Annotated in this window: 9 protein-coding genes; 6 read left to right on the top strand and 3 right to left on the bottom strand. The window is 38.0% G+C overall.

Annotated elements, in window-relative coordinates; translation table 11 throughout:
* Positions 1 to 32 precede the first annotated feature (32 nt).
* From JM84_RS03625 to JM84_RS03605, 5 genes are all read left to right on the top strand, one after another.
* Positions 33 to 938 carry a YbhN family protein gene (locus JM84_RS03625; protein ID WP_013750425.1) on the top strand — a complete coding sequence of 302 codons (906 nt, stop codon included), beginning with the start codon at positions 33 to 35 and terminating at the stop codon, positions 936 to 938.
* Between the two features lie 47 nt (positions 939 to 985).
* The gene (locus JM84_RS03620; protein WP_013750426.1) at positions 986 to 2131 is read left to right on the top strand and encodes an alpha/beta hydrolase; all 1146 of its coding nucleotides are present in this window, start codon (positions 986 to 988) and stop codon (positions 2129 to 2131) included.
* Positions 2132 to 2359: 228 nt separating this feature from the next.
* Positions 2360 to 3790, top strand: a complete 1431-nt coding sequence (locus tag JM84_RS03615; RefSeq protein WP_013750427.1) for a LuxR C-terminal-related transcriptional regulator — start codon at positions 2360 to 2362, stop codon at positions 3788 to 3790.
* Between the two features lie 131 nt (positions 3791 to 3921).
* The gene (gene radA / locus JM84_RS03610) at positions 3922 to 5292 is read left to right on the top strand and encodes a DNA repair protein RadA (RefSeq protein WP_013750428.1); all 1371 of its coding nucleotides are present in this window, start codon (positions 3922 to 3924) and stop codon (positions 5290 to 5292) included.
* A 121-nt stretch (positions 5293 to 5413) separates the two neighbouring features.
* Entirely contained in the window at positions 5414 to 6559 is a 1146-nt protein-coding gene (locus JM84_RS03605; RefSeq protein WP_013750429.1) for a M23 family metallopeptidase, read from the top strand.
* Between the two features lie 92 nt (positions 6560 to 6651).
* On the opposite strand, the gene JM84_RS03600 is transcribed toward JM84_RS03605, so the two are convergent.
* The 3 genes from JM84_RS03600 to JM84_RS03590 are packed head-to-tail and all read right to left on the bottom strand — an operon-like array spanning position 6652 to position 9509.
* The gene (locus tag JM84_RS03600; RefSeq protein WP_013750430.1) at positions 6652 to 7686 is read right to left on the bottom strand and encodes an aldo/keto reductase; all 1035 of its coding nucleotides are present in this window, start codon (positions 7684 to 7686) and stop codon (positions 6652 to 6654) included.
* 60 nt (positions 7687 to 7746) lie between these two features.
* Entirely contained in the window at positions 7747 to 8730 is a 984-nt protein-coding gene (locus JM84_RS03595) for a flagellar motor protein MotB (protein ID WP_013750431.1), read from the bottom strand.
* Positions 8731 to 8744: 14 nt separating this feature from the next.
* Positions 8745 to 9509 carry an exodeoxyribonuclease III gene (locus tag JM84_RS03590; RefSeq protein WP_013750432.1) on the bottom strand — a complete coding sequence of 255 codons (765 nt, stop codon included), beginning with the start codon at positions 9507 to 9509 and terminating at the stop codon, positions 8745 to 8747.
* 118 nt (positions 9510 to 9627) lie between these two features.
* On the opposite strand from JM84_RS03590, the gene JM84_RS03585 reads away from it, so the two are divergent.
* Positions 9628 to 13053, top strand: a complete 3426-nt coding sequence (locus tag JM84_RS03585; protein WP_013750433.1) for a hypothetical protein — start codon at positions 9628 to 9630, stop codon at positions 13051 to 13053.
* Positions 13054 to 13080: the final 27 nt, after the last annotated feature.

Raw genomic sequence — 13080 nt, 5'->3', positions numbered from 1 at the left:
AAAGTCTCGCACTTAAAATTATACTCCCACTTGTGGGAGTTTTTTTGGTTTGGTACCAACTCAGTAAAATGACTGCGATAGAGCGCAGCGATATGTGGGAAGCAATAAAAATGGTTAATCCATTATGGATTCTTATCTCGCTGCTATTTGGTTTGTTAAGTCATTTTTCAAGAGCCTACCGTTGGAAGTTTCTCTTAGAACCGCTAGGATACAAGCCTAAGTTTACTACCAGTTTTATGGCTATTATGATTGGCTATTTTGCAAATACCTTCATCATTAGATCTGGCGAAGTTTTACGAGGCGTAAGCCTTTCTAAAACAGACAACATTCCTTTTGAAAAAGCCTTCGGAACTATTGTAGCAGAGCGTATTGCAGATCTTATCGTACTGCTTCTCATTATGACTACAGCCGTAGTTTTACAATCTACAGCGCTCATAGCTTACTTTAAAGACAATGCGAACCCCACTGGATTCATTATACTAATTGCTGTAGGTCTTACTGCTGGAATTTTTGGTTTGCGATTACTTAAAAAGTCGTCACATCCTTTTATTCAGAAAATCAGAAACTTTGGACTCGGACTTCTTGATGGAGTAAAAAGTATTTTAAACATGCAGCATAACATTGCATTTATACTACATACTGTTTTTATATGGGGAATGTATGTAGGCATGTTTTGGATCATGAAATTTACGGTGCCTGGAACCGCTGAAGCGCCATTAGGAGTTATTCTTGCTTCCTTTGTAATAGGTGCATTTGCAATGAGTGCTACAAATGCAGGAATGGGATTATACCCCATAGCTATGGCGGCAATATTCACTTTTTTTGGATTTGAGGATGGTGCAACATTTGGCTGGCTCCTCTGGGGAACTCAAACTATTTTTAATGTAATTATAGGAGGCATTTGCGCACTTATCTTGCTACTCATTAAAAGACGGTGATTTTTTATATTTTAGGACTATCCTAATAACTAAAAAGTTATTCCCACATGAAAACAAACCTACTTACCCTAATACTCTGTATTTACAGTGTACTAGCTTCTTCTCAAATTGATTATGAAGAGATTCAATCAGAAATTCTAGGCACAGCCAGACAGCTTAAAATACAGTTACCTCGCAATTATGACGAGAATATAGAAAAATCATATCCTGTAATTGTAGTTATGGATGGTGACTACCTATTTGAACCCGTGGCTGGTAATGTAGATTATTATAGCTACTGGGAAGAAATGCCACAAGTAATTGTAGTAGGCATTAATCAAGTAGACAGTAGAGATGATGACACCTTTTATGATGATGTAAGCAACCTCCCATCTGATACTGGAGCTTCATTCTTTGAATTTTTAGGCTTAGAAGTAATGCCTTATCTCGATGAAAATTACAGAACTAGTACGTTTAGAATCGCAGTAGGTCATGATATGACAGCAAATTTTATGAATTACTATTTAATGAAAGATCCCGCACTTTTTCAAGGATACATTTCTTTAAGTCCAGATCTAGCACCACAAATGGAAGAGCGCCTTGTTGCTAGATTAGGGCAGGCACAGCAAAAAATATTCTATTACCTCGCAACAGCAAGTGACGACATAAGTGTACTACGCGACCCTATTATCCAACTAGACGTTCAGATTAAACAAGTACAAAATGAGAATGTTCAATATACTTTTGACAATTTTGACGGAGCAACGCACTACTCACTCGTGGGTCGCGCTATACCAAAGGCACTAGAAAACATGTTTTCTATTTATCGCCCTATTAGTAAAAAAGAGTACAAAGAGAAGATACTACCTAGCGAGTCTCCTTTTAATTATCTCATAGATAAGTATGCAACGGTAAAAACGCTTTTTGGCCTAGATGACCCTATACGTGTTAATGATTACGTTGCAACAGCCACAGCTTTAGAAAAAAAAGCCGACTGGGAAGGTCTGGCTAGTTTAGGACAGCTAGCTCGTAAGCAATACCCAGAGACTATGCTAGGTAATTACTACCTAGCTCTATCTCTAGAAAAGGCTGGGGAACCTAAGAAAGCGATGCGCACTTATCAAAATGCATTTCTTTTAGAAGAAGTATCATTTCTTACTAAAGATTTAATGCTTGATCGAGCAAATAAAATTAAAGAGGATTTTGGGTATTAATTACCCTACGGATTTATGTATTGTAGAAGAAAAACTCAAGAAATCATTTACTTACTAAAATAGCTTTCCATACCTCAATCCACACTGTAATGTGCAAAGCATAAAAATCTCAATTATGAGATGCAAAACACCTATACTCTTGGTATAGGTTTTACCTAAACCACCGCTTTTGGTGCAAATAATAGGGATTACACTAAAAATGTACCCAAAGTATCATATCCTGAGACATTGAGAAATACGGCTTATATATTATTACTATCAATTCTTTTCTTAAGCCATTTTTTTGCACACAGTCAAGAAATAGATAAAGCACTAACAATCTCTTCATTTTCTTACGTAAGAGACATAGATCATATAATCACAAAATCTACAGTAGACTCAAAAGAATTTGAGCCAGTTAATGAAAAAGATCTCAACTGGGGAAGTGAGAACGGATGGTACTGGTTTAAAATATCTGTTAATGTTAGTTCGGGTAACGAGGGGTTATATCATTTTAAAATACCCTCAATCCATGTTAAAAGTTTTTCGTTATTTATGGCCAATTATAATAACATAATTCACCTAGGCACTTCTGGAAATGACATACCAATTCACAAGAAACCAGAGCTAGAAAGGCTAACAAGCGTTCCTACCTATATGAGAGAAGGTATTAATACTTTTTATATCCAAACCTTCTTTTGGCATGAAGCCTACTTCCCACTTACCATTATTAACGACAACACTTATCTACGCAGCAACATCAATTCAGTTGGATTCTCTGGAGCATACTTTGGTTTTGCATCATTAGTTATTATCCTTAACATATTTATGTTCTTTACTTTTAAGGAACGGGTTTATATCTACTATGTACTTTTTCTGTTTGTTACCTCTGCATCTATTTTTTACGATGATGGATTCTTTTCCTACTTCTTTCCTGATCTTATCACACACTATGATTTCATTGAGATGCTTTTACATTGGTTATGCGGTTTAATGGCCACCCTTTTTAGTTTTACTTTTTTGAGAATAGGCACCATACTTCCACGCATAAAAATCTGGTTCTATCTCGCATTAATTATCTCGGCAGGACTTTACATAAGCAGTCTCATATTTGAAAATTTTTACTTGTTTAGTATTGCCGGTTACGTGCTTTCTTCTCTACTTATAGGATGCTGGGTGCTCTGCTGGTACGTTGCTACAAAATATACCTATGCCTATATAATAGTAGTTGCATATCTCATTCTACTTTTTTCATCTATTGCTCATTTTGCTCTTCCTGTAACCGGGTTCCAGTTTATTAACATCACTTCAAATGAAGTAAAATTAGGAGGGATTACAGAAATGCTTGTCCTAAGCGCAGCACTTTTATATCGATTCAAATATTTGAAAAAAGAGAATCATGACATCAGAAAAAAGCTAGAGCATTATGTAAAAGAACTACAGGCTACAGCAGACACAAAAGAAAGAACTTTACAAGAAAGTGTCGCTCAACTAAGCACAACACACAATTTATCAAAGCGCGAGACCGAAGTACTTCTTGAACTATCTAAGGGCTACACAAATAAACAGATAGGTGAAGAACTTCATATATCAATTGCCACTGTAAAGTTCCATACTAGTAATATTTATGCGAAACTTGACGTCTCAAATCGATCAGAAGTGATTGAAAAAATAAGTTAAAGGAAAAACGCTTTCGCGAAAGCGTAAAAAACACCTCTACTTCATACTCCTTCATCAACACTGATTTTAATCAAATATTCCATATCAAAACAAGGGATGATTTGCTAAATTAGCCTAAAGTTTAACTCTCAATGGCCAAAATAAAAACTACCTTTTTCTGTCAAAACTGTGGCACACAGCATGCCAAATGGCAAGGCCAGTGTAATGCTTGTAAGCAGTGGAATACCATTGTTGAGGAGGTTGTACAAAAAGCAGATAAAAAGGACTGGAAGTCTGAAACCGCCAAGGTTTCTGGACTTACACGCACCAGCAAACCCCTTAAGATTGCCGATATTTCTACCGCTTCTGAGGCTAGAATGAATACTAAAAACGGCGAACTTAACCGTGTTCTAGGTGGTGGCTTAGTTCCTGGATCGCTTACTCTTCTGGGTGGAGAACCTGGAATAGGAAAAAGTACTTTGCTACTACAGATATCCCTAGCGCTACCTTACAAAACACTCTACGTTTCTGGAGAGGAAAGTCAGCAGCAAATAAAAATGCGTGCAGAGCGTATTAATCCAGAAAGCGACCAGTGTTATATCCTTACAGAGACAAAAACTCAAAATATCTTTAGGCACATAGAAGAGATGCAGCCAGATATTGTGATTGTAGACTCCATACAAACACTGCATTCTGACCATATAGAAAGTACCGCTGGAAGTATCTCACAAATACGTGAGACTACTTCAGAGCTGATACGATTTGCTAAGGAAACTGCAACACCTGTAATTCTTATAGGTCACATCACAAAAGATGGAAACATCGCTGGTCCAAAAATTCTTGAGCATATGGTCGATACCGTTCTCCAGTTTGAAGGAGATCGTAACCATGTTTATAGAATTTTAAGGGCGCATAAAAACCGTTTTGGAAGTACTAGCGAACTAGGCATCTATGAGATGCAGGGCTCAGGATTAAGAGAGGTGAGTAATCCAAGCGAGATTCTCATTTCAAAAAATGACGAAGACTTGAGCGGTACAGCAATCGCAACCACAATGGAAGGTATGCGACCGCTCATGATAGAAATTCAAGCACTTGTGAGTACCGCAGTATATGGAACACCACAACGTAGCTCGACAGGATATAATGTTAAGCGACTCAATATGCTTCTTGCTGTATTAGAAAAACGCGCAGGCTTTAAACTAGGTGCAAAAGATGTTTTTCTCAACGTGACGGGAGGGATCACTGTAGATGATCCTGCTATAGATCTGGCAGTGGTAGCGGCTGTTTTATCAAGCAATGTAGATATCCCAGTAGATAAATCCATGTGTTTTGCGGCAGAGATAGGTCTTGCTGGAGAAGTACGCCCTGTAAACCGTATTGAACAACGCATTGTCGAGGCAGAAAAACTAGGTTTTACAAGCATCGTGATTTCAAAATATTGCAAAATACCTGATACTAATTATCACATCAATGTGATTAAAGTAGCCAAAGTTCATGATGTCGTGAGACACCTTTTTGGATAAGCTACTAGATAAACGAGCATCATTTTACAGCAGTCTTTAAAAACGTTCACATATAATCAATTGCGTCAACATCTGACTGACGCTTACATGCACATGGCATCTTTTCTGCATAGTGACTGCTATGTTTAAAAAGATACTATACACCTTATTACTTCTTGCCATAATAAGCTGTAATCAAATTCAAAAAGCCACAGACGCCATCACGCAACCCTCGGCTCGCGAAGTTTACGCTCGGGGCTTCAAGAAAGATGATAGTATTTATAAATCATGGGATTCCGCTTTCGCGAAAGCGTATCAAAAAAATTTACTGCCTAAAGACCAAAACGTACTCTCGGGTCTTCCGTATACCACTGTAGGGACTTATTCTTCCAACAATTTGATTCCCTACCGCTATACATTCACACTCGCTGCAGGTGAGATTTTTCATGCAGAAATTGACAACAATGTAGACTCAACCGCCATATTTCTTGATCTTTTCACATGGAAGAAGGATTCTATAATGAATTCAACGCCTAGATTATCCAATGCTTCTAATGAGAAAAAAATTACTACCGAAATTAAGGCTTCAGGATTATACACACTACTTATACAGCCTGAAATAAGCACAAACTCGTCCTTTGCATTAAAAATTTATACAGCACCACAATACAGCTTTCCAGTAAGTGGAAAAAGCAACAAGGCCGTTCAAAGCTTTTGGGGTGCTTCTAGAAGTGGTGGAAAGCGTAGCCATGAGGGTGTAGATATTTTTGCATCTCGAGGGACTCCGGTTATAGCGATTACCGATGGTATTGTCTCATCCACAGGTAATCGCGGTCTAGGAGGTAAACAGGTGTGGTTACGTGACGGTATTTTTGGTCAGTCGCTATATTATGCGCACCTAGATAGCATCATCGCTACTACTGGACAGCGCGTGAAAATAGGAGATACGCTCGGATTAGTAGGCAATACTGGGAATGCCAAAACGACACCTCCACATTTACATTTTGGCATTTATAATCGTACGGGAGCTATTAACCCATATCCATATATTAAAAAAACGGAAATACCCGCAATTTTAGATTCGCTATCTAGCAAATTAGGAGTTCTTATAAACAATGGTACGATGCGATTATCACCAACTTCAACTTCAGAAAAAATTGGCACATTAAAGAGAAAGGATACTGTCTTGTTGCTAGAAAAAACAGGCAATTGGTTTCATGTACGTGCTCATGATAGTTTACAAGGATATCTATATAAAACGGCTATAAAGTCCATTCCATCTACATGATTTTATGTAGATAATTACGCTTTCGCGAAAGCGTGAAAAGAAAAAGGCACGCTTTACAGCGCACCTTTTTTACATACTCCAATTTTCTTTTATCATGGTGCAGGATTCGGTATTGCTGTGTGCACCTCGTCTATGGCTTTTAAAACCTCTTCAGAGAGTGTCACATCTGCACTACCGATGTTTTCTTTAAGTTGCTCCATACTTGTAGCCCCTATAATATTACCAGTTACAAAAGGTCTATCTGTCACAAATGCAAGTGCCATTTGTGTAAGACTTAATCCATGCTCATCTGCAATATTTTTATAACGACGTGTTGCTTCAAAAGCATTATCGTTGTGATAGCGATTGTAGTTAGGGAACAGAGTCACACGCGCATCTTCTGGATACCCGTCTAGATATTTTCCTGTAAGTTGCCCAAAACCAAGAGGAGAATACGGCAGTAAACCTACATCCTCGCGATGTAAGCCTTCTGTAAGACCTATCTCATCCTTTCTATTAAGAAGGTTATAAGGATTTTGAACGGTTACAACCTTTGGCGCACCTTTTCTAGCTTCTTCTACAAAACGCATCAAGCCAAAAGGAGACTCGTTAGACAGCCCTATATTTCTAATTTTTCCTTGTTTTACATAGGTGTCTAGAGATTCAAGAATCTCTGCAATATTATCATTCCACTGCTCATCACCATTATGAACATATCCTAATTTTCCAAAGAAATTTGTGTTACGTTCTGGCCAGTGCAGTTGGTATAAATCAAGATAATCGGTTTGGAGGCGTTTTAAACTCTTATGCAATGCATCATCAATAGCTTCTTTAGAAAACCCAAGATTATCTCTTACAGAAGCAAATGTTGGGCTAGGTCCAGTAATCTTTGAAGCAAGAACAATCTGATCTCGGTTCTTATTTTTGGCTAGCCAGTTTCCTATCACCTTTTCTGTAGCACCGTACGTTTTCTCTTGAAAAGGCACGCTATACATCTCTGCCGTATCAATAAAGTTTACGCCTTGTGTAAGTGCATAATCCATTTGCTCATGACCTTCAGCTTCCGTGTTCTGGCGACCCCAAGTCATTGACCCCAAACAAATTTTTGAGACTTTTATATCTGTATTTGGTATTGTTGTGTATTTCATAAGTATTGGATTTGACGCAAATCATTGCGTCTTTATACAACTATAGAACTCTCGTTTTATCTAATCAATATCATTAAGCAAAGCCGTCACCTCATCAAGTTTAGGTGTTAAGATTACTTCTATACGTCTATTTTTTGCTTTATTCTCTGCTGTATCATTTTCGGCTACGGGAGCATATTCTCCACGGCCCGCTGCTGTTAGATTCTTAGGGTCTATATCTCTGTTTGTGCGTAAAATTTCAACAATAGCTGTTGCTCTTTTTGCAGAGAGGTCCCAGTTTCCAGCTAGATTTCCGCTGCCTCCGTAAGGCACATTATCTGTGTGTCCCTCGATAAGCACAGCGATGTCGGGATTATCTGCTAGCACGCTACCTAATTGCTTTACCGCCTTTGTTCCGTTTGCGCCTACTGTCCAGCTACCAGAATCAAATAAAAGCTTGTTTTCTAGCGACACATATACCTTACCATCACGTTGCTCTACGGTAAGTCCTTTTCCTTCAAAGTCTGTAAGTGCTTTTGAGATAGATTCTTTAAGCACTCTCATTGTAGCATCTTTTGCTGCAATGACACCTTCTAGCTCATCTACTCTCGCAGAGCGTTCTGCTAGATCCTTTTGTAACTTTTCAAGACGAGTACGTTCTGCTTCAAGAGCAGCAGTTTTTTCGGCAAGATCGTTTTGTTTTGTTTCTAGTTCGGCTAGAAGTTGTCTGTTTTTCTGAGAATTTTCGGCTATAGTCGCACTACTATTAGATTCTAGTGCATTATAACTTGCTTGTAGTTGCTCTAGATTAGCTTTCGCGGAAGCGTTCTCACCTTCTAACTCCTCTACCCTAGTCATACTTGTGGCTAAGTCTTTTGAGACCTTATCATAAATCTCGTTCCTTTTATCGAGCTCAGCTTTCAGGTCCTTAACATTATCTTCAAGGCTACGATTATCCTTTCGCAACCTGCTATAGCTTGCTTCAAGATCTTTAAACTTTTTTGCAGGAACACAAGAAGTAAGTGCGCTTATCGCAAGTATTATAAGAAGGGATTTTTTAAACATTGTATTCATTTGTTTTAAGATAATTTTAGTTCTACCATATGCGGGCAGTGGTCACTGTGCACAGCATCAGAGAGAATAACAGCACGTTCTATATTATTTTTAAGAGGCTCGCTTACCATGTTATAATCAATGCGCCATCCTTTGTTATTTGCTCGCGCATTTGCACGATAACTCCACCATGTGTAGTTGTCTGGCTCTTTGTTAAGATGACGGAAAGAATCTATAAAACCACTATCCATAAAGTTACTTATCCATTCACGCTCTACGGGTAAAAATCCGCTCACGTTTTTATTACGTACGGGATCGTGAATATCTATAGCTTCGTGACAAATATTATAATCTCCACCTATCACAAGATTTGGAACATCCTGCTTAATCTTGTTTACATAATCTTGTAATAACGACATGTATTCCAGTTTATGCTCTAAACGGGCAATATTTGTTCCTGATGGCAAGTACATGCTCATCACAGAAACATCGTCAAAGTCAACTCTTATATTTCTACCTTCAAAATCCATGGATTCGATTCCCGTTCCATAAACTACATTTTTAGGTGTTTTCTTTGTGAGAATAGCCACACCACTGTATCCTTTCTTTTGTGCGCTAAACCAGTAATGCTCATATCCTAGACTTTCAAAAACTGCTGTATCTACTTGGTCTGGCGTTGCTTTTGTCTCTTGCAACAGCACCACATCTGGATCTGTATGTTGCAACCAGGTGGCAAAATCTTTGCGTAAAGCTGCACGGATACCGTTTACATTATAAGAGATAATTTTCATAGTATGCTGTATTGGACTGCTAAGTTATAAATTAGGTTTTTCCACACCTCGTAAAAAACTTATAAAGTTTACCTTTGAGTCATTGTAATATTTACCTCAGCCTAGAGTTTTACTATTGATGCGCGTATTTTACACAGTTCTTTTACTATTATGCACCAGTGCTGTTCTAGCACAACAAACGCGTACCAAAAGAATTGTAGTAAGAGACTCTGTACTTTTAGATTCTGTAAGTATTAATCCATCCTTATTTAAAATTACCACGCTACAAGGCACAAGGATAGACAGTACAGCTTATAGTGTTGATTATGGAAAAAGTATCATTACGCTTAGCGCGAAAAATGGAGCACTTCCAGATTCTCTCATTGTAACGTATAAAGTTTATCCAGATTTTCTCACGCGTGCTTACTCTCAGTATGACCCTAGCCAGATTGTGACGAGTACTGGGAGCCTTAATAAGGTGATAAGCCTAGGTGAGGACAGGAGAACAAATACTGTCACTCCATTTTCTGGCCTTAACGTGAGCGGAAGTATACTGAGAGGAGTCGCTGTAGGCAATAGTCAAAACAGCACCTTAAACTCAGAGCTTGACTTACAAATAAGTGGAAAGCTAAGTGAGCGCGTTACCTTACGCGCTTCTATACAAGATGCAAATATACCTAGCCAGCAAGGCGGATACTCTCAAAATCTAGATGAGTTTGACCAGGTTTTTATCGAGCTATTTTCTGATAATTGGAATATAAGAGCTGGTGATATTAATCTAGAAAACAAGGACACCTATTTTGGTAGGTTTACAAAGAAAATTCAAGGCTTATCCTTAGGTGGAACCTTGAATCACTCAGATGATAAACAAACAGACTTACATGCTTCTGGAGCTTTAGTGCGAGGTGTTTTTACACAAAGCACTTTTACAGGGCAAGAAGGCAATCAAGGTCCTTATAAACTCACTGGACCTAATGGTGAGTTGTTTGTTTTGGTCGTTTCGGGTAGTGAGACTGTTTATGTAAACGGCATTCCGCTCACACGTGGAGAAAGCGAAGACTATATTATCGATTATAATGCTGGAGAGATTCGATTTAATGCGACTTATCCCATCACTAGTGAAATGCGCATTAATGTTGCCTATCAATTTTCTGAACGTCGTTACACTCGCTTTCTGGCGTATGGAGGAGGAAGCTTTCGCGAAAGCGATAAACTCAAAATATCTGCTCACGTATACTCAGAAAGTGATGCTAAGAATCAACCACTACAACAAAATCTCACCTCCGAACAGGTTGCTATTTTACAAGGTGCTGGTGATGATATGCAAGAAATGATTGCCCCTAGCGCAATCTCAGACACCTTTGATGAAAATAAGATTCTCTACAGACAGATTGTTGTAAATGGCGTCGAAGCTTTTGAATTTAGCGCTGATCCTGAAGAAGATTTGTTTCAAGTACGTTTTACTAATGTAGGAGAAAACCAAGGAGATTACATTTTAAGCACGACAAATACTTTACAGCGTACATTTCAATATGTTGCCCCTATTAATGGTATTTCGCAAGGTTCTTTTGCTCCTCAAGTACAACTTTTTGCTCCTACCGTATTACAATTAGGCGTAGTAAATGGAAGCTATACGCCCTCAGAAAAAACTACGATAAACTTTGAAGCTGCGGGAAGTAACAATGACACCAACACATTCTCTACGCTAGATGATGATGACAATAATGGTTATGCTGTACATGTAGACGTAAATCAGCTGCTATATAAAACGGATAGTTTATCCAGCTTTCGTACTTTTGGGAGTTGGGATTTTATACAAGAAGATTTTAGAAGTATTGAAGGGCTCTACAATATAGAATTTAACCGAGATTGGAATGTCGAGAACTCACTAGCACAAGCGGGTGGAACCTTATTAGGAACTCAACATTTTACTACGGTAGGACTCAATTATGCTCATGCAAAACATGGTGCAATTACCTATCAATTTCAACATCTAAATTTTCAAGATGCTTATAATGGTTTCAGACACAGCTTAAATGCCAACTGGGAACTAGGCAAATTGAGAACTGCGATTAATGCAAGTACGCTTAGTACAGATGATGTACAACTCAATACAGACTTTACACGAGCAGACGTAAATGCAATTTATGGTTTCAAAAAATCATGGATAGGCGCTTCATTTAATATGGAGGACAACGTTAGAGTCACAAAGAGGAATGACTCTATAACGGCAAATAGTCAGCGATTTAGTGCTTACAAAGCTTTTGCTGGCGTGGGAGACAGCACAAACGTCTATATGGAAGCTGGATATAAATATCGTGTAAATGATAGTGTGCGACTTAATCGCATAGCACGTGTAAATACATCCAATACATATTACTTAAAATCTCAATTAATAAAGAATGAGAAAACCAACGTTTCGCTCTTTTTGAATTATCGTAATCTCAGCTATGAGGATCAACGAGAAGATGAGAATTCGCTCAACTCAAGATTGCTGTATAATCAACGATTTGCAAATGATATCATCCGTCTCAATACTGTTTTTGAAACCAATAGTGGTACTCAACCTCAGCAAGAATTTACTTTTATTCAAGTAGACGAAGGTCAAGGAACACATACATGGAATGATTACAACGGAGATGGCATACAAGAGCTAGATGAGTTTGAGATAGCCCAGTTTCAAGATCAAGCAGATTATGTGAGAATATTACTGCCCAACCAAGTATTTGTAAGAACTCACCAAAACAGATTAAGCCAGCAACTCACATTACAACCTGGACAATGGTCTGGACTTAAGGGAATAAAAAAGTTCCTCTCTCACTTCTACAATCAATCTAGCTACATCTTAGATAAACGAGTGTTGCGCACTGATAACGATTTTAGTCTCAACCCATTTAATGAGGATGAGAATGAAATAGGAGCCACGGTTAACTTTAGAAATACGCTATTCTATAATAGAGGAAAGCAACGTTACACGACCTCCTATTCATATCTATCAAATACATCAAAAATTCTTCTTTCTACGGGGTTGCAGGAAAGTATGATACAAAGTCATCAACTTAACTTTTTACACAAAGTAAAGGAGAGTTGGCTTTTTAATGTTCAAGGAGATCTAGGTGCAACAGAAAGTAATACAGAAAACTTTGTCTCTCGTAATTTTAACATCGATAATATCGGCATTAATCCTAAGCTCTCATATCTTTTTGGCAAACAGTCGAGAGTTTCGCTATTTTATGAATATCAAAATAAGAATAACACATCAGGAGAGCAGGAACAGCTTGACCAGCAGAATCTTGGCATCTCCTTTGCATTAGCAGATTTAGAAAAAGTATCTTTAACTGGGGAGTTTACGTATATCAATAACGATTTTCGCGGAAGCGCATTTAGTCCAGTTGCATATCAGATATTAGAAGGATTACAACCAGGAACAAATTTTACTTGGAATGCTATTGCACAAAAAAGGATCACCAAATTTTTAGATTTGAATGTATCATATTTTGGGCGTAAAAGTGAAGAAACACGAACGATTCACACAGGTAATATCCAGATTAAGGCTTTCTTCTAAATTTTGACGACCTTTAAGGAAACGAAA

The sequence above is a fragment of the Dokdonia sp. Hel_I_63 genome (assembly GCF_007827285.1).
Classification (GTDB): domain Bacteria; phylum Bacteroidota; class Bacteroidia; order Flavobacteriales; family Flavobacteriaceae; genus Dokdonia.
The sequence above is the reverse complement of the archived record's forward strand: the minus strand, read 5'-3'. Positions and strand labels throughout refer to the sequence as shown.

Bases quoted from the DNA above. Each gene is read 5' to 3' on its own strand.
- JM84_RS03620 (WP_013750426.1), top strand. From the start codon at position 986: ATGAAAACAAACCTACTTACCCTAATACTCTGTATTTACAGTGTACTA.
- radA (WP_013750428.1), top strand. From the start codon at position 3,922: ATGGCCAAAATAAAAACTACCTTTTTCTGTCAAAACTGTGGCACACAG.
- JM84_RS03605 (WP_013750429.1), top strand. From the start codon at position 5,414: ATGTTTAAAAAGATACTATACACCTTATTACTTCTTGCCATAATAAGC.
- JM84_RS03600 (WP_013750430.1), bottom strand. From the start codon at position 7,686: ATGAAATACACAACAATACCAAATACAGATATAAAAGTCTCAAAAATT.
- JM84_RS03595 (WP_013750431.1), bottom strand. From the start codon at position 8,730: ATGTTTAAAAAATCCCTTCTTATAATACTTGCGATAAGCGCACTTACT.
- JM84_RS03590 (WP_013750432.1), bottom strand. From the start codon at position 9,509: ATGAAAATTATCTCTTATAATGTAAACGGTATCCGTGCAGCTTTACGC.
- JM84_RS03585 (WP_013750433.1), top strand. From the start codon at position 9,628: ATGCGCGTATTTTACACAGTTCTTTTACTATTATGCACCAGTGCTGTT.